Origin of the sequence: Segatella baroniae B14, from assembly GCF_022024235.1 — a bacterium.
Classification (GTDB): Bacteria; Bacteroidota; Bacteroidia; order Bacteroidales; family Bacteroidaceae; genus Prevotella; species Prevotella bryantii.
Genome location: NZ_CP091800.1, coordinates 131,601 through 155,194 on the forward strand (window position 1 = coordinate 131,601; position 23,594 = coordinate 155,194).

14 protein-coding genes are annotated in these 23,594 nt (G+C 40.0%); 3 read left to right on the forward strand and 11 right to left on the reverse strand.

Annotation, left to right across the window (positions count from 1 at the left end):
• From L6469_RS10830 to L6469_RS10870, 9 genes are all read right to left on the reverse strand, one after another.
• Positions 1-303: a hypothetical protein gene (locus L6469_RS10830; RefSeq protein ID WP_006281669.1), complete on the reverse strand. Its 303-nt coding sequence runs from the start codon at positions 301-303 to the stop codon at positions 1-3.
• A complete protein-coding gene (locus tag L6469_RS10835; protein ID WP_155815413.1) occupies positions 272-421 on the reverse strand; it encodes a hypothetical protein in 150 nt (49 codons plus the stop codon). The genes L6469_RS10830 and L6469_RS10835 overlap by 32 nt, the downstream gene beginning before the upstream one ends.
• Before the next feature lie 547 nt (positions 422-968).
• Positions 969-2,945 (reverse strand): alkyl/aryl-sulfatase, encoded by a 1,977-nt coding sequence (locus L6469_RS10840; protein WP_006281670.1) that lies wholly within the window; start codon positions 2,943-2,945, stop codon positions 969-971.
• Positions 2,946-3,002: 57 nt separating this feature from the next.
• Complete coding sequence (locus L6469_RS10845) at positions 3,003-4,652, reverse strand: arylsulfatase (protein ID WP_143067183.1); 1,650 nt, start codon at positions 4,650-4,652, stop codon at positions 3,003-3,005.
• Positions 4,653-4,900: 248 nt separating this feature from the next.
• Complete coding sequence (locus L6469_RS10850; RefSeq protein ID WP_006281672.1) at positions 4,901-6,805, reverse strand: alkyl/aryl-sulfatase; 1,905 nt, start codon at positions 6,803-6,805, stop codon at positions 4,901-4,903.
• Between the two features lie 21 nt (positions 6,806-6,826).
• On the reverse strand, positions 6,827-9,151 hold the full coding sequence (locus L6469_RS10855; protein WP_006281673.1) for an arylsulfatase: 2,325 nt from the start codon (positions 9,149-9,151) through the stop codon (positions 6,827-6,829).
• Between the two features lie 33 nt (positions 9,152-9,184).
• Entirely contained in the window at positions 9,185-10,672 is a 1,488-nt protein-coding gene (locus L6469_RS10860) for a RagB/SusD family nutrient uptake outer membrane protein (RefSeq protein ID WP_006281674.1), read from the reverse strand.
• A 51-nt stretch (positions 10,673-10,723) separates the two neighbouring features.
• Complete coding sequence (locus tag L6469_RS10865; RefSeq protein WP_006281675.1) at positions 10,724-13,816, reverse strand: SusC/RagA family TonB-linked outer membrane protein; 3,093 nt, start codon at positions 13,814-13,816, stop codon at positions 10,724-10,726.
• 220 nt (positions 13,817-14,036) lie between these two features.
• Positions 14,037-14,900, reverse strand: a complete 864-nt coding sequence (locus tag L6469_RS10870; protein ID WP_006281676.1) for a hypothetical protein — start codon at positions 14,898-14,900, stop codon at positions 14,037-14,039.
• A 490-nt stretch (positions 14,901-15,390) separates the two neighbouring features.
• Between L6469_RS10870 and L6469_RS10875 the strand changes: the two genes are divergently transcribed.
• The 3 genes from L6469_RS10875 (at position 15,391) to L6469_RS10885 (ending at position 19,810) form a co-directional block, all read left to right on the forward strand.
• Complete coding sequence (locus L6469_RS10875; RefSeq protein ID WP_006281677.1) at positions 15,391-16,602, forward strand: anaerobic sulfatase-maturation protein; 1,212 nt, start codon at positions 15,391-15,393, stop codon at positions 16,600-16,602.
• Between the two features lie 144 nt (positions 16,603-16,746).
• The gene (locus L6469_RS10880) at positions 16,747-18,768 is read left to right on the forward strand and encodes a M13 family metallopeptidase (protein ID WP_006281678.1); all 2,022 of its coding nucleotides are present in this window, start codon (positions 16,747-16,749) and stop codon (positions 18,766-18,768) included.
• Between the two features lie 88 nt (positions 18,769-18,856).
• Entirely contained in the window at positions 18,857-19,810 is a 954-nt protein-coding gene (locus L6469_RS10885) for an alpha/beta hydrolase (RefSeq protein WP_006281679.1), read from the forward strand.
• 103 nt (positions 19,811-19,913) lie between these two features.
• Here L6469_RS10885 and L6469_RS10890 read toward each other — a convergent pair whose 3' ends face one another.
• Together L6469_RS10890 and L6469_RS10895 are read right to left on the reverse strand one after the other, a co-directional pair.
• Complete coding sequence (locus L6469_RS10890) at positions 19,914-22,028, reverse strand: prolyl oligopeptidase family serine peptidase (protein ID WP_006281680.1); 2,115 nt, start codon at positions 22,026-22,028, stop codon at positions 19,914-19,916.
• Between the two features lie 315 nt (positions 22,029-22,343).
• Positions 22,344-23,594 carry a replication initiation protein gene (locus tag L6469_RS10895; protein WP_006281681.1) on the reverse strand — a complete coding sequence of 417 codons (1,251 nt, stop codon included), beginning with the start codon at positions 23,592-23,594 and terminating at the stop codon, positions 22,344-22,346.

The following is a 23,594-nucleotide window of genomic DNA, read 5'->3' on the forward strand; positions in this document are numbered from 1 at the left end:
TTAGAAGTATTTAAAGTTTTTGTAATCAGGTTGATATTGAGAACTCTTGATCTGCACTTTTTTTAGAATTTGTAGCATTTCTATCTGACAGCAAGACTGTTTTATACCACACTCCTCACACTTGAAACATGTGGGGAATTTGAAATAACGCATTATTTGATTTTCAGATTCCATATCATCTATAATCTCATCAACAATGTCGCTATAGAGTGGCAACAGAGCGTCTTTGATATAATTCAGACCCTTTTCTTGCATCTTCAGTTTCAAATAGTCATGTAATCCATAATAATATTTGAGCTGCATTTTTCTTTTTACCTGTGCAAACAACAGTTTTCAGTTTAGCTGAATTACCGCCCATAAGCTTAGACTGTTCTTCGATAGTCAGTTCACTCTGAATAACTTTTATTGATTTTGGTTTCATGTGTATAAATATTAAGATGCCGACTTTTTATAAAGGCTTTTCGGCTAACGCCCTCTCACTAGGCAGCATAGAAAGAAACTATTGTCGCATTTTGATTGGCCGATCATAAACGGGACGCTACCACGACTTTATTGAAAGCATCTGTCACTTTACTATGTACAAAATAAGCATAAATCGTCACCCATGCTTATCTTGCTCACCAAACTTTCACAAAACTTAAAATTCGAAGATGAGCAATAAAAACGGCTCTAATAGCAAGTCTATTTCCAAAAGATATAGACACAAAAAGAGTGTTCTATATTGCTACATCATACGGATTAAATAGAATCGATTAGATTCAGTAAACCACAGATAAAGCGTTAAAAAAGCATATCAATATGTCCTCTAATAACGATGTGACAAACCATAATGGAATGTTTACATTCATAAAAGATATGCTAAACTAAACCTTTATTTTTAATAATGCAACAAAATGACAGTACTGAAGTAGAATATTGTATTTTTTTAACAATCCATACAATAAAAATGGATAATTATAAGAAAAACATTAATGCAACGTATAAGAAGCCTGAGGCTCCACAATATTAAAATTGGTCTGAGGCTGCTCGATGTGAGACAAAAACTCATTTAACCGCTCGATATCCCCTTCTACTTTCAGTTTATTTTGACTTCGAAGATGCTCCACATTCGTTTCATTTGTAAAGAGTGTAAACAAGTCACCCTTAGTTATCTCCAATGTAACATCAGACTTTTCTATCCATGAACCCTTTCTGTTAGAGAGTACTCCATTCTTATAAATAACAGATAACTTCTCTTTTGAATCTGTGACAAATATATTGATATTAAGGTCGTTTTGGTCATAGGCATAGCCATTGATACGTGTAGCAATCACATCGAAAAACTGATTAGATGACAAAGCTGAAGAAAGATATCGCTTGCCAAACGTTTTTACGTTGTCTTTACTCAACAACTCTTTAGCCCCCGTAAGATAGAAATTACGCCAAGGTGCACTCTCTGCCTGATATCCCAACTGCGTATAGGCTGAAGCCAAAAGATTACGAGCTTTTTGACAAGACGGATTAGCAAAGACTACTTTATTCAATAAGGTAGAAGCCCATCTATAATCTCCCAGGTCATAAGCTTTCTGAGCAATAGCTACCGCTTTATCCTCACCACCAATAGCCTCCACTATTTTCTTGCTTTCTATGGCTGGGCTCAATGGGTTCAGGTTGGCCGGATTACCATCAAAAAAACCAAAATACAGTTCATATTGCGAACGGGCATTGAAACTTACGCTACCATAATATTCACGATCTGCAGAGTAACTAGCCAAAGCTCGAGGCAACTTGATATAATGAGAAATGTCATCTGGAGTATAGCCTTTGTTAGCTAGATAAAGCGTATGGTCATGAATGTATCGATACAAATCACGCTGCTTCTCCCAATATGTTACGACATTCTTATTATCCCACACAGGCCAGTTGTGAGAACCTAATGAAACTTCCACATCATTGCCATATTTACTGATAACATTGTCGATATACTTGCTCCAAAGCAGACCATTACGTATTTTAGCACCACGTGGGGTAAGCAAATTATGCAAAGTGTGATTGATATCTTCTGCAGATTGCAAAGCATGATACTGAGGAATATACACCAACATTTCAGACGGAGCCTCAGAATCAGGAGCCGACCAGAAATCTAACTGCAATCCATCGATGACTATCGATTCCTCAGATTCTGCTATTTCACGAGTAGCGGGAAGAAGTGTATTGGTGAAAGACGTTTGGCTTAAGCTGCTACCTAAACCCGCTGTAACAAAACCTTTAGCATTTCGAGGAAGAGTACCCCCAAACATAAATTTACTATGTGCTGACATCGGTATACCAGCAAGAACATTCTCGGTCTGAGAATTATTAAAATAGTCTTGCGGTGCTATTATTGGAATCGAGTCTGATAAATTTGTTCGCGACTGAAGTATACCCTGTAAGCCACCAAAATGGTCGATATGAGAATGGGTGATGACCACTGCACGCAAAGGCAAATCGCCTATATGCTGTTTCAACAGACTATAGGCCGTCTGAGCAGATTCACTAGATGTGCCTGTATCAATAACTATAACACCCGTTTTGCTTCGGATAAAAGTAATATTAGCAATATCAATACCACGCACCTGCCATATTTTATTTGGCACTACTTCATATAACCCTGTCAGGCTATTCAGTTGTGCTTGGCGCCACAATACCGGATTAACAGTAGCAGGAGCCTCTCCTTTCAGAAAATCCCAAGAATGTAAATCGTAGAGCTGCTTACCATTCACTTTTGGATTAGTCTTTACATCCAAAGTAGCTATAAATCCACGTTTGGCATCTTTAAAATCCTGATCGCCAAAAGCAGCTGCTACATGGGCTACAGAATCATTAAAGGCCCGGGTATATTTTGATGGTTCTGCACTATACTGAGCCAAAACAACAGACGGAAGAATCCATGCGAAAAACGATACTAATAGTGATTTTTTTTTCATCGATAAAACTAATTTTTTAGGAAATGAATTAACTAATTACAGAAAATAATCCAATGATTACCAACGAAAATGTGGCCACCCACTTGGATATGGATATTTCACGTGATTTTGCTTAGCCCAATACAGCCATTCCTGTTTCAACCTACGTAACACTTCAGGATGTTCTGTTGCTACATTGTGATTTTCTGCTCTATCATTTTCTATATCATAGAGTTCATCACCAATCTGATCCTCTACATGGATATACTTCCATTTGCCATCACGTACAGCTCTGTTTCCAGCCCATTCCCAGAACAAGGGCTCTCCACGTTGTACGGTATCCGTTTTTCCATAAAGTACAGGCAACAAACTCTTACCAGGCAACTGCTGTATCTGATGGCCTTGATATTCTGCAGGGTATTTTGCCTTGGCCAAATCATAGAATGTAGGTGCGATATCTATCAGATGAGCGACACCGTCTACAATGGTATTAGCCTGAATGTGTCCTGGAAACCAAGCTATGAAAGGTGCACTGATACCACCCTCATAAGGAGCTGCTTTATAATCGCGAAATGGTGAGTTTCCTGTTTGAGACCAGTCGCTGTTCTGCATATACCACGAACCAGGTGCACCTACTTCACCACTCTGTTTCTCCTGCCAGGCACGAGCATCACTACCACCCTGAGCTCCATTATCTGAAATAAAGATAATTAAAGTGTTCCTATCTTGCTTTATTTCTTGAAGTTTGTCGAGCACACGCCCGATCTCCTGATCTACACGATCAACCATAGCTGCATAAACTTCCTGACGCTTTTCGTAATCAGCCTTCTCACTATCTTGCAATGTATTCCAAGCTCTCACCTTACCATCATGCGATGTAAGTTGGGTATTTGGAGCTATGACGCCTTGTGCTTTGGCATTCTCATAACGTTTAACCCGCAACGAGTCCCAACCGTCATGGTATACCCCCTTATATTTCTGAATATCTTCTGGCAAAGCCTGTAACGGCCAATGAGGAGCATTGAAAGCCAAATAGAGAAAAAATGGATTTTTCTTCTTGCTTGCTTCTGATATAAATTCTAGAGCATTATCAGTTATCTTATCAGTAAGATACTCCCCTGGCTTCAACTTATAGGGCTTATTATCTTTATAGAGTTCCACGGCAAATCGTGCGTTGGCGTTCTCACCTGCATCATAATATCGACTGGCACCCCCCAAGAAACCAAATGATCGATCAAATCCTCGCTGACTTGGCCATTGTGACTGATCTTTATCACCTACATGCCATTTGCCTGAAATTAGAGTCGTATATCCGGCTTCATGGAGCACTTCACCAAATGTAAGCGACTCACGATTAAGATATCCCTGATAATTCGGATCACCTAAATCAACATTGAAAAAACCCATACCCGCATTATGTTGATACTGTCCTGTTATCAACGAAGCTCGAGTAGGAGCACTGATAGAGTTATTATAAAACTGACGGAAGCGGATTCCTTCCTGAGCCAATCGAGTAAGATGAGGGGTATGGATATCTGAGCCTCCATAAGGAGCAATATCCGAAAAGCCGAGATCATCTACCATTATCAATATGATATTAGGACGAGCCTCAGATTTTTTAGCTTGAGTATGCGCCGATACACTGAATGGAGTCAGTGTTGATACAGCACTTAAGGTAAGCATGCTTACCTTACTATTCCAATAAAAAGAATTGCCTTTTATATTCATACTTATTCACAAATAAAGATTAATTTTAGCTACAAAGGTAAAGCAAAATACGCAGCCACACTATCGCATTTTTGGGGTATTTTATATCACCATTTTTCATTATAATTAGTTATCCTGAATAACAAATGTTTGTTATTATCTGCGCGATGATCTGTTCATGCTGGAAGAACACAAATATGGCTGCTATCCACCAAGGACAACAGCCATAAATGGTTATTATTAAATTTAAATTCTAATGTAATAATTTATTAGGGTTCAATAATATTAAAATAATAGTCTGGTGTTTCTATTAAATCTAAGATTGATTGCAAATCTGACTGATTGCCAGAAATAGTAAACCGGTCATTTAATTTGGTGTTTCGTGAAAAGAGGTCAACAATATCTTTCTTAGATGCAGACAACACGATATCAGGCTGGTCTGACAACACATTTGGACGGTTACTCAAGGCATTATTCTTTAATATAACCGTTGCCACTTCGCCCGTATCTATAGCCTTCACATTTATCGTAAGAGATTTATCTATTTTGGCCCCATTAAAACGGCTGCCAACTACATCAAACAATAAACCGATTCCTAACTTAGGATTCAACTGACTTTTAGTCTCTTTTTTCTTGACACCTTTCAGAAGTTCTTTGGCTCCAGCCAAATAATAGTATCTAAAAATCTGACTTTCCTCTTGATAACCCAACTGAGCATAAGAATCTGCCAGTAATTTGCGAGCTCCAGAATGATTAGGATAAGCAAAGACTACCTTATTTAATAAAGTAGCAGCCCATCTATATTTTCCATTATCGTAAGCCTTCTGCGCTACTGTTAAAGCCTGCTCTACACCACCAATAGCCTCAACCCATTCTTTACCTTCTTCCGTCGGTGTCAACGGATCGATATTGACAGGTACGCCATCAAAGAATCCAAAATACAACTGATATTGCGAACGGGCATTAAAACTCAGTTTTCCATAATATTCACGATTAGCCATATAGTCTTGCAAAGACTTTGGCAATTTTATCGCATTAGCTATTTCAGAAGGAGTATAACCTTGATTAGCAAAATATAAAGTCTGGTCATGAATATAACGATAAAGATCGCGTTGCTTCTCCCATAACTCATTTACCTTGTCATTTCCCCAAACAGGCCACTGATGCTGACCGAAAGAAACTTGCACCTCTTTACCCCATTTAGCTAATGCTCTATCAAGATATTTACTCCAAGCCAAACCATCACGAATTTTTGCTCCACGAGGAGTGAGCAGATTATGCATGGTATGAATCACCTCATCAGCCTGACAAAGAGCTTTATATTTAGGTATATATACAATTGTAGCTGATACGGCCTCTGTATTTGGTGTCTGCAGAAAATCAAAGTCTACACCATCTATTTTTACAGTCTGCTCATCTTCGGTAAGTTCCTGAGTTGCCGGAATTAAATCTCCATGTCGAGAAGTGAGAGAATAGCCATCAGCATCATCATTCAAAAAAGTTCCAAACTGATAAGTGGCTCTTCGCCCCATAGGCGCTCCTGCGATAACATTTTCACCTATCGCACTCTCAAAGAATTTAGAAGGTGCTATAATTGGAATACCTGCCCCGTTATCTGGTTGTGACTTCAATATTCCCTGAATACCTGCATAATGATCGCCATGTGAATGCGTGTATATCACTGCTTTTACAGGATGTTTTCCGACAAAATGGGTAAACAACTGATAGGCAGCCGCAGCCGCTTCTTCATTAGTAGTTACATCAATAACCACATAACCCGTATTGGTTTTAACAAACGTTACACTACCTATATCCAGTCCTCTTACTTGATATATCTGATCAGGAAGTACTTCGAACAGACCTGCAGGGCCATTGACATGAATATAATGCCAAAGCGATGGATTAATATTTTCTGGAATCTTAGTCTTCCAATAATTCCAATCCTTTTCTTTCGGCAATTTATTCGCTTTCACGATTTTACCCTCTTTGTCATATCCACCGATAAATCCTCTATTTGCATTGACAAAATCTTCTGACCCAAAAGATTCCACAATTTGAGCGATGGAGTCATTATGCGCTTTGGTGTAGAGTGAAGGTGCTGGCAGATATGACTGGGCTGATACGCTCATTACTAATGCAGATGATAATAGTAGAAAGGATATTTTTTTATTCATAAATGATCTCTTTTCTTGTTTTTAATCCTTAATATCAATAGAAGCATTCAAATATTTAGGTTGAAGAATACCTGGTGTTTTAATATCCGAATTATAAGATGGCCCCCATACACGACCAATCTGCAAAACAGGACCGGCCATTGAAGAAAAACTGAATGGGACATTTCCACCTACATTCTCTGAAGCTACCTTTTCATCATTAATATAAAGACTTACTATCGAACCATCACCCTTGGCAAAATCAATATCAGCACGAAGTTTCACATTGCCAGAAGGTACAGGCTTAGAAGATTTTATTTTTGATTCTTTAAGTCCACCCTTATTGAAATAATAGTAATAACCATCCTTAATATAGAGGCTGAAATGAGAACCAAATCCATTATAAGAATACAGTACGCCATCAGTCTTACCATCCTCTATTAGTATTTCTGACAAAAGTGAGTAAGACTTACCTTCTGTACCTGAGAAATAAGGATATTCGGTATAGTTCTTAGAACCAAAATAAATTTGATAGTGCTTGCGAGGATTTTTCAAAGCAGCAGGATCCTGATAGCTCCATGGCTTAAGTGGATATACATTGTACTTAGCTGCCTCTTCTTCGAAGACTGTCTTGAGCTCCCTTACCTTCTCTGGATACTTCTTGGCTAAATCCTTCGACTCATTGATATCAACCGCCAAATGATAAAGATGTGGAATAGAGTCTAGCTCACCTCTCTGGCGATAGTTAAAAGATTTGTCGTTAGGGAACTGTGCCTTCCATCCATCCTTATAAATAGCATACGAGCTACCCAACTCGTAATATTGTACATGTTTCTGGTCTGTGATGTTATTATCAACAGATTCTACAGCATAGGCAAAACTTGTACCCTCAATAGGATTTTGCTTATAGCCATTGATAACAGCAGGAACTGTTGAACCTGTTAATTCTACAGTAGTAGGAAGTACATCTGACACATGAGTGTATTGGGTACGGATACCACCCTTCTCGCTGATGCCCTTTGGATAGTAAACGATTAAGCCATTACGCGTTCCACCTTCGTAATCAGCATATCCCTTGTAATAACGGAAAGGAGTATTTGTTGCAGCTGCCCAACCTTCGGAATAAAAAGGATAACTTTCCTCATCACCTAGACGATCTATATTCTGGAGTTCATTGGCAATAATGGCATCCTTGCTGTCTGCTTTAGATTTAGGGTCATATGAACGAGCCCCCAAGACTCCAGTCTTACGGCCTGAAGCCTCAGCACCATTATCACCAAGCGCAACAACAATAATAGTATTATCCAACTGATTAATCTGCTTGAGATAATCTACAAGACGACCAATTTCATAATCTGCCTGAGATACAAATCCGGCATATACTTCCATCTGATGAGCGAAGACCTTCTTTTCATTAGCCGACAAACTAGCCCACTTATCCAAATCCTTGTTGCGGACAGGCAGTTTAGTTCCTGCTGGAACTAAACCCAATTTAATCTGATTAGCCAAAGTCTGCTTTGCATATTCATCCCATCCTGCATCAAACTTACCTTTGTACTTACCAATCCATTCTGGAGTAGTCTGATGAGGAAAGTGAGCTGTTCCCGGTGCAAAATACAGGAAGAATGGTTTGTCAGGATCAGCTGTTTTCTGATCAGCAATAAAGTCAATCGCCTGATTTGTAAAACGTGTTATCGCCAACTGTCCTAAAGAGTCATCTGGCTCGCGCTGAGTATCACGATACAAAAATGGATGCCACTGATCATCACATGCTGTGGCCCCATTATAGCCATAGAAGTGATCAAAGCCACGATTAGTAGGCCAGCGGTTAAACGGACCCGCATTCGTTCCATCTGCAGCTGGTGTAAAGTTATATTTACCTATTGCAAAGGTATTATAGCCATTCTCTCGTAGCACCTCTGCTATCGTACCATTTTCAAGTGGTCCGTAAGTATCGTAACCTGGTGCACCATAACTATCATAATTAAACATTCCTACATGAGAAGAGTGATGATTTCTACCTGTCAATAATGAAGCACGGGTAGGTGCACTGATAGATGTAGTATGGAAATTATTGAAACGTAAGCCATTCGCAGCCAAATAATCAAAGGTAGGTGTCTGAATCTGACCACCGAATGCTGATGTTCCACCAAATCCCAAATCATCAATTAAGATCCAGATTACGTTTGGAGCACCTTGACGAGCTTTTGGATTATGCTGAGGGTAAGCCGGTTGAGATTCTTTTACCGTTTTCCCTATTTGGCCGGTAAATACAGGTGTCGGACTGTATTGTGCTGCAACAGGAGTTCCTGCGACAAGAAGGCCTATCGAAGCTAAATTCCTAATGTTCAGAAGTTTCTTGTTCATGAGCTTAATCTATTAAATGTTAATATTTTAGTATTAGTAATTTTCCCAATCAGGATTCTGCTTCAACTTCGGATTCAGATCTAATTCTCTTTGTGGTATCGGGAAGTGGATATGTCGAGAGGCTACATTCGTCTTTCCTGCAGCCTTCAATTTCTTAATCATATAGTCTGCACCCCGACGGGAAAGATCGAACCATCGCTGGTACTCATAAGTAAATTCCTTTCTGCGTTCTTCAAAAAGTGAATCTCTAAATGCTTCTTTAGATAAATTTGGAGCAGACTCTGCCAGTTTACTGATACCCGCACGACTTCTTATTTTATCCAGATATTCATAAGCCACCTCAGTAGGTCCATTCAATTCGTTTAGAGCCTCGGCATAAATCAGCAAAACCTCTGCATATCGAATAACCGGAAAATTAACCGACGATTGAATTTGTGCACCTACAACACTGTTGTCGTAATATTTATTAAAAACAGGTGCAGAAAGTTTATACGTCTTATTGTCTAGTGGGCTTACCTGCTCAGTAATCAGGGTTACAGGTAATCTTCTGTCATTTTTGGCATATGAAGCATAGAGATCACTATTGGTATTATAGGCATCTGCATAACTACCATTGATGCCAGGAACTTCGTAAGTTGCCTCACAACCAGCTAGTAGATGTCTAGATCCAGAAGTATACCCTTTATGCTGAAGTGAGAAAATATGTTCCTTGCCATTTTCGGTCTGCGGATTAAAAACATCAGAGAAATTCTCAAACAGATCATACCACCCACTATTAATTACCTCTTGAGCTTTTGATGCAGCCAGTTGCCACTGCTCTCTTGTAAGATACACTTTAGCCAAAAGCGACTTAGCAGCTCCAGAAGTGGCTCTACCTACATCTTCATTAGCATAAGCTGTTGGCTCAGGTAAATTTTCGGCATCCTTCAAATCTTGGATTATCTGAGCATATACATCATCCTCATCAGCTTGCTCCACATAGAGTTTGTCTTCCGATAACGAAGTAGTTTCATGTAAGACTAATGGTATATACTTAAACCACCTAACAAGGTTAAAATAAGCCAAAGCCCGAAGAAATTTCGCCTCATTGATACTTCTCTGTCGGATGCTTTCCGATATCTTGTCGGATGCAATAAGCGGAACCTTATCGATAACAATATTAGCTGCATTAATCAATTTGTAGCTATCTTCCCAAATAGCCTCCATACGATCATTAGCTGCATCGTGTGATAAGGCTGCCAAGGCTCTAACATTGGTATTAATAGCACGAGGTCCTGCTATATAATCATCTGTTGAAATCTCTGTGGCCACCTGGATTCCACGATTATACAGCGTCTGATCATCACCACCAAAGAGTAAAGCAGAATAGACACCATTTACAGCAGAAATAGCTTCGCTTTGGTCTGTATAAAACTGAGTAGTTACCTGATTAGAAACAGGTTCTTCATCTAATGATGTGCACGATACTACCAGCAAAGGCACAATACCGAGTATATATTTAATATTAAGATTAATCTTCATACAGCTTTTCTTATTTGAAAATATTTTTTTGACTTGATCCTCAACATTCATTTAGAATTTGATCTCTACACCAAAATTAAATGTTTTAGCTGATGGATATGCACCATAATCTGTTCCTGCAGTCAAAGCATTGTCTGCCGATGTTACTTCTGGGTCATAACCACTATAATTAGTTATTGTCCAAAGATTAGTAGCAGAAGCATAGAGTCTCAAGTAAGACAGTCCGATACTCTTTACCCAGTTGGTTGGAAAAGTATATCCTAGAGTGATATTTTTGAGCCTTACAAAACTACCATCCTCGATATATTCGGTAGAGAAGACTGTTGCGCCCTCGCTCTTGGCACGAGATATAGTACTGCTAGGATTATCTGATGTCCAGTGATTGCGAGCCTCTCCTACTGCATTCTGCAAGCCGCTATAGAGTGAAAGTCGTACCTTATTGATATTGGCGATGTCATTACCAACAGATCCATTGATAAGGAAATTGAGATCAAAACCTTTATATTCAAAAGAGTTAGATATACCAAATGTAAAATCTGGCTGTGCATTGCCTATAATTGTTCGATCATCTGCATTCGAAAATTTTCCGTCATCATTAAGATCCTTAAACAATCGGTCACCGGCTTTAGCCGTCTGATTATAGGTATAATTGCCCTTGGTTTCTTCTTCGCCTTCCTGTAACACACCATCGTATACAGCTCCATAGAAAGTTCCTAGAGGCTGACCTACTTTTAGAATATAAGCCCAATAATAACTGGTCGTAATATAAGAATCAGAAGTTCCGCCAATACTCAATATTTTATTTCGGTTAAAAGAGATATTGGCCGATGTATTCCACTTAAATTGACCTATGAAATTTTTGGAATTAACAGCAAACTCAAAACCACGATTGCCTACACTACCATAATTTTGTAAAGAAACATCATGACCTGTGGTATATGGTATTGCTACTTCTAACAATAAATCTGTTGTCTTCTTGTAATAGTAATCGGCCGTAAAATTTAAACGATCCTTCAAGAAACTGACATCCACACCTAAGTCGAACTGTTTTGTTGTTTCCCAACCTAAGTCATCATTCTGAATTCGGTCTGGCACATAACCCACTACCAGCTGATTGCCGAAAATATAATGAGTAGAAGAGAGAGTTGATAAAGACTGATAATTACCAATTTCCTGATTACCTGTGACACCATAGCTAGCACGCACTTTAAAATTACTAAACAAGCGTTTGTATGGTTTAAAGAAAGACTCATTGGTAGCACTCCATGACAAACCTATAGAAGGGAATGTTCCCCATTTCTTGTCTTTTCCGAATCGAGATGAACCATCTCGACGAATGCTCGCACTTACATAATATCTCTGATCAAAATTATAATTAGCACGTGCCAACAGTGATAGCAAAGAATGTGTGGCAGAATACGAGTAAGGCTGCCCAGCTACTGCTCCACTCTGTAAACTATTATACTCATAAAAGTCTGAGACATAATTATATGAATTAGCTCTTACTATTTCTGTTTTGCTCTCCTGCTGGGTAAAACCTGCCAATACATCGAAATGATGCTTTTTATTGATATCGAAGCCATAGGTCAGGGTGTTTTCATTCAACCACGAACTCTGGTCTACCACTCCAATAGTGGCACTACCACCATTAGACACTCCCTCATAAAGACTAGATGGTACATAATGATAGTCCTTAGTATTATCAACATCTGTACCAAACAATACTTTCAACTTGAGATTCTTGATAACTTCATATTCACCGAAGGCGGTACCTAAAAGTTTATAACTTCTACTTTTGTTAGTTTCCAGATCCAAAGAAGCTATCGGGTTTCGTACAGCAGTTTCAAAACCTGGATCATAGGTATAACTTCCATCTTCTTCATAAGCTGTAGCTGTAGCTGGTTCCTGAAGAATTGCAAAAGTAGTACTTGTAGGAGAAACTTTTGATTTGGTCTTGCTGGCAGTTAGATTAAATCCAACAGTAAAGCGGTCGCTTATCTTGCTGTCCAAATTAACACGAGTACTTAATCGGTTGAAACCAGTGTTACGAAGGATACCATCCTGATTAAAATAGTTGCCCGATACAGAATATCTGGTTTTCTCAGAACCACCAGAGATACTCAACTGATGATTGGTAACAACGGCTGTACGATAAGCCAAATCCTGCCAGTCTGTACCAGTTCCTAAAGCTGCCACTTCTTCTGCAGATTTGTACTGATATTTTCCCCCAGAAGGGTCTATATCATACATCGCATCATTCTTAAGTTGGGCAAACTCTGTAGCATTAAGCACATCATATTTTTTTCTAAGTTTCTGAAAACCTACACTTGCCGAATAAGCTACCTGGGCCTTATCACCATAAGAACCTTTTTTGGTAGTAATAATAACTACACCATTGGCACCTCGCGAACCATAAATAGCCGTAGCTGATGCATCTTTCAGAACGGTAATCGACTCTATGTCACCTGGGTTAATGGTAGACAAGGGATCAATATTTGCATTCACATCTGAAAATGTACCCGAAGTTATACTCTCATTGTAAATAGGGAAACCATCAATAACATACAATGGCTCATTACCTCCTTGAACAGAACTTCCTCCACGTATGCGAATACTTATTCCGGCACCAGGCTGACCACCAGTTGGTGTAGCCTGCAAACCTGGAGTTGTACCATTGAGCAGACCATTAAGCGAAGCACTGGTAGACTTGTTCAGTTCACCTACATTGACACTGGTTACAGATCCGGCCAAATCTGCTTTCTTCTGGGTACCATAACCGATAACGACCACACCTTCTAGAGCATTAAAATCCTCGGTAAGCGACACCGGGAGCACATCATCGGTAAGTTCATAAATATCAATCTCTTCTCTCTTATAACCCGTAAAACTCACTACTATCACCGCAGGAGCTTTTTTAATATCGAGTGTAAAGTTACCATCTATATCACTCACTGCCCCAACCTTACTACCAATGTCGCCCTTTACTGATACTATTGCTCCAACGATGGGCTCATCGGTACGAGAATCAACTATCCTTCCTCGAAGACTTTGGGCTAACGACGGCAAAACAGACGTCAGGAGCAGAACCAGCAATACGATAAAGCGTGGCAACTGCTTTTCAGTTACAATCTCTCTTATTTTCATATTCGCAATTAATAGGGTTAATATATTTACTTACTATTTCCCAGCAACGGCTGAAAAACTTAAGTTTTATGTGTTTATATATTTGTATTAGTATACATATATTTATATCTGAATCAAGTAGATATACGACTATTGGAGTAAGCATACTCTCTTCGCTCCCGAAGAAAGATGCCCACTAAATAAAAACTTGACCTAAAAACAAACGAATTTGTGGTAATAATTATTTTTGTGCGATTAATTTTGTGTTTGCCCTCAAATAGCCATACTCATGAAGGAGCTGCTGACCATTTTGAGAAACCCAGTTCGCAAAGACCGCTGCCTTTGGATTTTGGGTGTCAAAGTATATATTACCAATAGGAACAGATATGTCTGATAAATGATCAATATATTCTGTCAACTGAGTAATTGTTCCAAAAGCAGAACGTTCCTCTTCTGTTATCTTACCGTTATCGTCGATATCTATCGGTAGCACAGTAAGGCCTGACACGGGCTTTTTACTCTGCGTATCATAAACCAAACTGGCTACATTGAAAGATACAGCATCATTGTGATTCTGAACTGCAGTTAGGGCATTTTCTTCTCTCCCGACTATTTTTTTCCCCTTAATTTTATTAGGAGACACATGGAGCGCATTGGCAAAAGCCTTGGTTGTAATAGCTTTGCTACCAGTGAGCGAATAGACTGTACCTGGGAGCTCTTTCTCTCCATTTTCTTCGGCATCAAGAGCCTCCAGGTAGTCTTTCAATACGAAAATCTGTTTAGTAAGCTTACCATTCAGTCCTTTTCTAACTTTCTTATTTTCTAGTAAAACGTTCTGAGAGTTGGCTATCGGCAGCACTATATAGCGACCAAGAATAGTAGCAGAAGCTTCGTTATCTAGTGATACTCGTGCATCACTCTCAACACCATCATGGGTTAACACCTGAGCTTGAAAGTCAGGATCGACCTTTTTATATTCTTTTATCAATTTCTCTAGTAAAGGAGCTGTAAATCGAGCATCTGAAACATTAATCTTAAGATCCTGAGCAGTACTTCTACCAACTAGAGACAGCAATGTTATGGCTAATAATATACCTTTCTTCATAACTAATATCCTTTCTTTTTTATGACGATTATTCACATGATTTTAACAACCATTATTCGCCTTAGTTCACAAAATTTTTATTATTATTTCTTGGTTGCAAAGGTAAAGCAAAATACGTAGCCGCACAATCGCCTTTCGATGGTATTTTATATCACTATTTTTTCGGACATTTTATCCTTATTTTTGGTTATCCAGAATAGCAAATGTTTGGTATTAGCAAGCTATAGGTTAGCTGTAACTATGGGGGGTATATGATGTATTTGACATATTTATTTACTAAAGAATGCATAATTGCTATTCTATAGAAATGATATCTGCAAAATACACGAATAATATATTCATACCATTATGAAGATATATACTATATATATGGTATTGCCGAAGAAAAAGAAAACAAATACTTTTGCACATAAAAAAATAAAATAAACCCCAAACAAAAGGTAAGAAATTACACAACTTTTCTTACTTTTGCATTCATAATATAAACAATATGAAAACAATTGCACCCTTTTCACACCCGATGTATATCATGGCTAAAGCTGCAGGTCCTTCCTGTAATCTTGCTTGTAAGTACTGCTACTATACCGAGAAAGCTAAACTCTACCCTAATGATCCACGCCATATCATGAGCGATGAACTGCTCGAACGGTTTACCAAACAGTATATTGAAGCTCAGACGATGAACGAGATACTTTTCACCTGGCATGGAGGCGAACCGCTAATGCGACCTATAGCCTTCTACGAAAGGGCTATCCGACTGCAACACCAATATGGGCGTGGTAGAGCTATCGACAACTGCTTTCAGACCAATGGTACACTTATTGACGACAAATGGGCCGATTTTTTCAAACGAAATAATATATTAGTAGGTGTATCCATCGATGGCCCGCAGGAATTTCATGATGAATACCGAAGAAGCCGTGGCGGTAAACCGACATTTCATCAAGTAATGAAGGGCATCGAAATACTCAATAAACATGGGGTGCAATGGAACGCTATGGCGGTGGTAAATGATTTTAACGCTGACTATCCGCTAGATTTTTATCACTTTTTCAAGGAGATAAATTGCCACTATATTCAGTTCACTCCTATCGTGGAGCGTATCGTAAAGCATGACGATGGTCGACATCTCGCTTCGCTTACAGACGACATATTAGATGTTTCTGATTTTTCCATTTCACCTGAACAGTGGGGCTATTTTCTTAACACAATATTTGACGAATGGGTACATCACGATGTTGGCCAAACCTATGTACAATTGTTTGATGCTACTTTGGCTAATTACGCAGGGGTACAGCCTGGCATCTGCTCGATGTCGGCCAATTGTGGACATGCTGGTGTGATGGAATATAACGGAGACATATATTGCTGTGATCACTTCGTTTTTCCTGAATATAAATTAGGCAACATACACGAGAAGACCCTTACCGAGATGCTCTACAGCAAACAACAAGAAGCTTTCGGACAAAGCAAGCGGGGGTCACTTCCCCACCAGTGTCAGGAATGCAAATACACTCATCTCTGTCATGGAGAATGCCCTAAGAACCGATTCTGCTACACGACAGATGGTGAGTCTGGATTGAATTATCTTTGCGAAGGCTATCGATCATTCTTTGCTCATACCGCTCCGTATTTCGAATTCATGAAGCAAGAACTCGATGCTGGAAGAGCTCCTGCTAATGTAATGAATCAGATCTTCTAAAAATCTCTGTACACACAGAGAACAAGACAATAAAAAAGCAAATTATTACAGTTATTATATTAAATATATTTATATAAACGTATAAAGATATACAACAAAATAATAAAAGTATTAACAGTACATAAACTTATAAAAAAAAACGAGATGAGAAAAATTTTCTTCGCTGTAACCATGGCTCTCGCATGCCTTGGCTCAACAGCACAAAAAGCTCACGTGAACAAGGCCGATATGGACCTTACAGCTAAACCTGGCGACAACTTCTGGCAGTATGCCGTTGGCGGATGGCTTAAAACCCATCCTCTTGATGCTCAACATCCGCAAAATGGTGCTTTTGTCGACTTAGACGAGCAAAACAATGATCGCATCAACAAACTGATAATGAATTATGCCAAAAAGCATCTGGAACAAGGTACTGACGGACAAAAAATTGGTTCGCTCTATCGCCTCTATATGGATACTATCAGTCGCAATAAAATGGGCTATCAGCCTATCCTGCCTTACTTGAAACAGGTTCGCGAGCTTAAAGACCGACAGTCTCTGCTCAAGCTGATGTATGATTTTGATGCCAAAGGCTTCAACACCACTCCATGGGGTATCAGTATCAGCATGAACCCTTATAACTCTTCGGAAATCATGATGAGTGCTGGCCATGGTGGTCCATCACTAGCTCAGGAATTTTATGCCAACCCTAACGAACAGCAGAAGGCTGTAGTAGCCGCTCGCAAAGCTCTCTATAAAGATTTCTTTAAAATGGTAGGTTATAGCGATGCAGAAGCTCAGAAGAAAATGGAGGCAGAATGGGCTATCGAGCATGCTATCGGTGTGAAGACATTCGACCAGGTAAAAAGTCGCGACCCACGTGCACGCATCCACATCACTACATGGCAAGAGCTCAAGAAGGATTACAAAGGTCTCGACTGGGAGGCTTATCGGACAGCCTTGAAGTATCCTACTGACTTCGAAAAAATTAATGTGGGACAGCCTGACGCTCTCCATGAAGTAGAACGCGTCTTGGCCGAAACTTCTATCGAAGACCTCAAATCATACATGGAGCTACAGATTATCCGCTCTTGCGCCGGCTATCTGAGTGACGATTTCACCAACCGTAGCTTCGAATATCGCAAAGCCGTATATGGTGTAAAAGAACAGCAGCCGCGCTGGAAACGTGCCGTAAGCTTTATCGACAATAATCTGGGTGAAACCATCGGTAAACTTTATGTTAAAGAATATTTCCCAGAGTCTTCACGCCAACGCGTTATCAAGCTCATCGACGACCTCAAGAAGGCTTTCGAAGACCGTCTGAATGATAATACCTGGATGAGCGCCACTACGAAGCAGAAGGCTATCGAAAAACTTCATGCCATCTACGTTAACGTAGGCTATCCTGAGAAATGGGATGACCAAGAGAAATATATCGATATTCGCGAAGATGAGAATATGGTAGAAAACTTTATCCGTATCTCTGCTGCTACACGTAAAGGGATGATAGAAAAATACTGGAACAAGCCTATAGATAAGCACACCATGGGATGTACCCCACAAACCATCAATGCGTTCTATAATCCTCGTTTCAACAGCATTAACTTCCCTGCTGCTATTCTACAGCCACCATTCTTCGACCCTGAGGCAGACTATGCCACTAACTATGGTGCTATCGGTGTAGTTATTGGGCATGAAATGAGTCATGGATTCGATGATAAGGGCTGTCAGTTTGACAAAGACGGTAACTTGATAAACTGGTGGACCGATGCTGATAAGGCTAACTACGACAAACGTACTGAAGTACTGGCAAACTGGTTTAGCCAACAAGAAGCCGTACCGGGTCTGAACGTAAACGGTAAAAAAACACTTGGTGAGAACATTGGTGATAATGGTGGTATTAACATTGCCTTCCGCGCCTTTGAAAACCGTATGAAACAAGAACCTCTGAAGGATGCAGAAGGTTTCACACCAGCCCAACGTTTCTACTTAGCTTATGCTCGTGTTTGGGCAAGCAACTCTACCCCTGAGTATGTAGCTTATGCTGTCAATACTGATACTCACTCACCACACATGCTTCGTGTGAATGCAGCCCTGCCTATGATTGACAGTTGGTACAAGACGTTCAACATTAAGAAGAACTGTAAGATGTTCATCCCATCAGACCAGCGCGCTCGTATCTGGTAACCTATTTAACGACCTTCGAAAACGAAATATTCTTTTTCGAAGGTCGTTTCTAAAATAATAACTTTATCAATCTAATTCATTATTAAACATGAAAAAAATTGCACTTGAAATGATGCTGTTGCTCGCAGGAGTAACGGCTAAGGCTCAGATGCCTGCCGGTGGATTTGGAGGTTTTCAGATGCCACAGGTGAAACTCGAAACTTCTCAGGAGTGGAAGGATGTAAACTATGCAGGTGACAACAAGACTTATCATACTTGCGATATCTATCTGCCTCGAAAAAAACAAAAGAACTATCCGGTAGTGATACATATCTACGGTAGCGCCTGGTTTAGCAATAATAGTAAGGGTATGGCAGACTTGGGCACTATCGTAAAAAGTCTGCTCGATGCTGGTTATGCTGTAGTTTGTCCGAACCATCGATCAAGTAGCGATGCCAGCTGGCCTGCTCAGATACACGATATCAAGGCTGTGGTAAGATTCGTCAGGGGTGAAGCAAAAAAATATCACTTTGATCCTTCATTTGTCGCAACATCTGGCTTCTCTTCTGGTGCTCACCTGGCTTCAATTACGGCTACTACCAGTGGTACTAAGGCGACAAAAGTGGGCTCTGTGGATATTGACTTGGAGGGCAATTTAGGACAATATACTCAGGAAAGCAGTCAAGTGAATGCTGCCTGCGACTGGTCGGGACCTATCAACCTGATGAACATGGACTGTGGTCATCATATCACTATGGGTAAAGACAGCCCGGAGGATATCATGCTGAGAAGTAAACTTGACAAGGAGCCGGATAAATACAAGAGTCTGTCGGCGACTACTTATGTGGATAAAAATGATCCACCAATCATCATTTTCCATGGCGAAAAGGATAACGTGGTACCGTGCTGTCAGGGTAAAGAATTCTATGAAGTGCTCAAGGCTGCCGGAGTTAAGACTGAAGCTACCTTCGTACCTAAAGGCGAACACGGAATGAATATGTATGATGAAGAAAATTTGAAAAAGATGACCGATTTTCTGAATCGCGTGAGAAAAGGAAAATAACAAAGAATATAAAGTCCCTTTGAAGTGAACCCCGAAAGTTTTTTGTCTAACTTTCGGGGTTCATTTCAAAAAGGGACATCCTCTTTTGGTATATAGCGAGAACTTAATATTTTAATCCCATATTATAGAGTATGAAACCATAAATGTCGGCTTGCTCCTCAAGCTGCTTACTCAATGGTTTACCTCCACCATGTCCGGCCTTAGTATCAATGCGGATAAGCATCGGGTTATCGCTAGCATTATCGGCCTGCAGGGTAGCAGCAAACTTGAAGCTGTGTGCTGGAACTACTCGATCATCATGATCGGCTGTAGTCACCATCGTTGCCGGATAGTGTACTCCTTTCTTTAGATTATGCAAAGGAGAATATCCCTTGAGATATTGGAACATCTCTTTGCTGTCGGCTGATGTACCATAGTCTGATGCCCAGTTCCAACCGATGGTAAACTTATGATAGCGAAGCATATCCATAACACCTACCTGAGGGATGCAAACCTTGAAAAGATCAGGTCTCTGAGTCATGCAAGCTCCTACTAAAAGACCACCATTACTTCCACCTACGATAGCGAGATAATCTTTGCTGGTATACTTCTGAGCTATCAAATATTCTCCAGCAGCAATAAAGTCGTCAAAAACATTCTGCTTCTGCATCTTGGTTCCTGCTTGATGCCATTTCTCACCATATTCGCTTCCACCTCGTAAATTTACCTGAGCATAGATACCACCCTTCTCAAGGAATGGAATGCGTGAAGCAGAAAAATAAGGTGGCAAAGATATGTTGAAACCACCATATCCATATAAATAAACCGCATTCTTACCATTGCGCTTGAGTCCCTTCTTATAAGTGATAAACATCGGTACACGAGTGCCGTCTTTACTCTCAAAGAAAATTTGCTCTGATACATAATCTTTCTGATTGAAATTTACTTTTGGAGCTGAATAGAGAGTGCTCTTGTTTTGAGCGATATCATACTTATATACGGTATTCGGGGTTGTAAAAGAGCTAAACGTGAAGAATACATCCTTGATATCTTTACGACCACCAAAGCTGGCACTGCCCACACCAGGCAACTTGATATCTTGCAGCTTCTTGCCATCAAGAGAATATACATAGGCATGACTATAAGCATCTTGGGTATAACTCAATATCAGTTTGCCATCGGCCATCGTTACATCCTCGAGCACATAGTCTTGCTCAGGTACCACTTCTTGCCAGTCGTCTATACCCGGATTGTGAATATTTGCAACCATCAGACGATATTTAGGCGCCTTGTAATTGGTAAGATAATACATTTTGTCGCCCATAGTTCCGACTAGGGCGTACTGACAATCCATATCTGATGTCATCTGCATAAACTGACTATCAGGCTTACGAAGATCGCGTACATACACAGTACTTCCGGCTCCGTCTCCACTCTCTTCAAGCCACATCATGGTTTCTTCTTCATTGACACTTACACCATAGAAGCGCATCGGATGAGCAGGATTCATATAGAAGAGTACATCCTGGCTCTGAGGGGTACCTATCTTGTGATAGTATATCTTGTGACAGGAGTTTTTGCTAGTATAAGCATGTTGCTCCTCTGGCGCGTCATAGGCACTATAATAGAATCCATCACCCTTCCAAGCTGCGATAGAAAACTTAGCCCAAAGGATATGATCATCAAGCAATTTACCGGTCTTGACATCCATCACATAAAATTCTTGCCAATCGCTTCCGCTTCGCGAAATGCTATAAGCTGCATAGCGACCATCGTGTGATATCGAAATGCGTTGAAGAGCTACTGTACCATCGTTTGATAGGGTATTAGGATCGAGAAACAACTTGGCATTCTTCTCGTCACCCAGCTTGTTCATCGTATAGATAACACTCTGATTCTGCAGACCATTGTTTTTAGAGAAAAACCACTTTTTGAGCTGTGGATTCCAACTAGGCTGAGACACTTTACCATAATTAGACACCTGTTGGAGTCTTTTCAACAGTTTGTCGCGGAAAGGGATACGCTTGAGGTAGTTCTGAGTTAACTGGCTTTCTGCTTCCACCCACTGAGCAGTAGCTGCAGCGGTATCGTTTTCGAGTGGACGATAAGGATCGGGCACCTGTACTCCAAAATAAGTATCTACGGTACCGTCTTGTGGTGCCTGGGGATAATGGAGTTTTTGTGCTGAAGCTGATAATGCAGATGATAATGCCATCACAAAAAGTAGATTTCTATTCATAAAATACGATAAAATGTTTAGAGATTTAGTGCAAAAATACAAAAAATAATTAGTTTATATGCAGAAATACCACATTTATGGATATCAAATCACATAAATGTGGTATTTCGTTTATGTATAAATCATCGTACCTTTGCCATTGTTGATACAAGTTGTCAACTTAGCCATATATTAATGATTGATTGTAATGTTTCAGGCTGTCATTGGACAGCTGGATAGGAGGAATCTCGAGGAGGTTACCTCCTATTTTTTTTGCTTCAATGAATACTCCTAATATGTCCCCTATGCGACATATAGGGAGTAATACATTCATCCCTATTCTTCATCCTCTATCACTTCAAACTCGGTATTAGGGGTCTCGTATTTCTTAAGAACTTCATCAAGACTCTTGAAGGTGTAAGCAGCTCTATCTTTAATCGTAGGATCGGTCTTGAATCGGTCTATCAGATTCTGCATTTTATTAGCGACAGCCGGATAACTATCTGCCGTAATACGCTGAGCCAATTTCTTAGAATTAACCGGGGTGAATCCGAAGTAATCGATGAGCATACGAGCTACACGTTCACGTTGTGCCTTGTTCATCTCTTCAAGTTGCTGGTTTATCGCATTCTTGGCTCTAAAGATATTAAATATCAATTCATCCGGCTCACCACCTCGCTGGCCATGGTCGTATTTCTTTTCGTACTCAAAATAACAGTCACAATAACCTTTGTCTGCCAAATCTTTGAGCTCATTCTTAGCAGGATCGAGTACTCGACGACAGAAATCGGAAAACTTCTTATAATTGTCTTCCAGGCGGAGCATCTTTCGGAATTCTACCGTCTTGATAACGGTTCGTCCTTTGTCGAGCCAGCTCTCAATAAACATGTAAATACGCTGGGTATAGCGATTTTTTACAGCAAAAACAATCTGCTTGCCCAAACGATGATATCCCATATCAAGTGAAACCAAGCGCTCTGCCACGCCTTTATCAAGCTTCAGTACGGCATATTTATCATAATGTACATCCTCCGGAATATAGACATCACACAAGTTGGTTACTTTTGTATATTTTCTACCTTCTGGCGACTTATAAGGTATTTCTACCGGAATAGAAGCCAACATCTTGAGTGAATTTTTGAGCTGCGCATAGTGATTAGGATCTACTCCCAAACTCTTAAACGGAATCTTCACCGGCATCTTGCCATCCTCATCGAGCTCATCAGTATGAAACAGCTCTAATTGCGGATTTCTGGCATTATTAAGAATACCATGCAAAATGCTCTGGAGCGACTCAACCACACTCACCAGAATACGTATCTGAAGAAGCGAATAGTCATGGCGCATCATCGTTACAGCAATCGGTTGTACGAGCCAAGTTTCTTCTTCGATAGGGATAAGGGCACTCGATATATTTCGAGCACGAAGGTCTTTCTTCTTGCCTTTTCCACCTTTCTTTGTCGACTTTTTCTTCGTCGTATCTTTTGTTGAACTCTTCTTTGATGCAGGTTCCTTTTTTGCTGGCTTATCGGTCTTTGCGCCTACATCAGGAGTCAATTTGAATTCGTCTGTATTTTTATCAGCCAT

Coding starts and splice junctions, on each gene's coding strand:
- L6469_RS10830 (WP_006281669.1), bottom strand. CDS start 303: ATGCAGCTCAAATATTATTATGGATTACATGACTATTTGAAACTGAAG.
- L6469_RS10860 (WP_006281674.1), bottom strand. CDS start 10,672: ATGAAGATTAATCTTAATATTAAATATATACTCGGTATTGTGCCTTTG.
- L6469_RS10865 (WP_006281675.1), bottom strand. CDS start 13,816: ATGAAAATAAGAGAGATTGTAACTGAAAAGCAGTTGCCACGCTTTATC.
- L6469_RS10890 (WP_006281680.1), bottom strand. CDS start 22,028: ATGAATAGAAATCTACTTTTTGTGATGGCATTATCATCTGCATTATCA.
- L6469_RS10840 (WP_006281670.1), bottom strand. CDS start 2,945: ATGAAAAAAAAATCACTATTAGTATCGTTTTTCGCATGGATTCTTCCG.
- L6469_RS10845 (WP_143067183.1), bottom strand. CDS start 4,652: ATGAATATAAAAGGCAATTCTTTTTATTGGAATAGTAAGGTAAGCATG.
- L6469_RS10870 (WP_006281676.1), bottom strand. CDS start 14,900: ATGAAGAAAGGTATATTATTAGCCATAACATTGCTGTCTCTAGTTGGT.
- L6469_RS10895 (WP_006281681.1), bottom strand. CDS start 23,594: ATGGCTGATAAAAATACAGACGAATTCAAATTGACTCCTGATGTAGGC.
- L6469_RS10880 (WP_006281678.1), top strand. CDS start 16,747: ATGAGAAAAATTTTCTTCGCTGTAACCATGGCTCTCGCATGCCTTGGC.
- L6469_RS10875 (WP_006281677.1), top strand. CDS start 15,391: ATGAAAACAATTGCACCCTTTTCACACCCGATGTATATCATGGCTAAA.
- L6469_RS10835 (WP_155815413.1), bottom strand. CDS start 421: ATGAAACCAAAATCAATAAAAGTTATTCAGAGTGAACTGACTATCGAA.
- L6469_RS10855 (WP_006281673.1), bottom strand. CDS start 9,151: ATGAACAAGAAACTTCTGAACATTAGGAATTTAGCTTCGATAGGCCTT.
- L6469_RS10885 (WP_006281679.1), top strand. CDS start 18,857: ATGAAAAAAATTGCACTTGAAATGATGCTGTTGCTCGCAGGAGTAACG.
- L6469_RS10850 (WP_006281672.1), bottom strand. CDS start 6,805: ATGAATAAAAAAATATCCTTTCTACTATTATCATCTGCATTAGTAATG.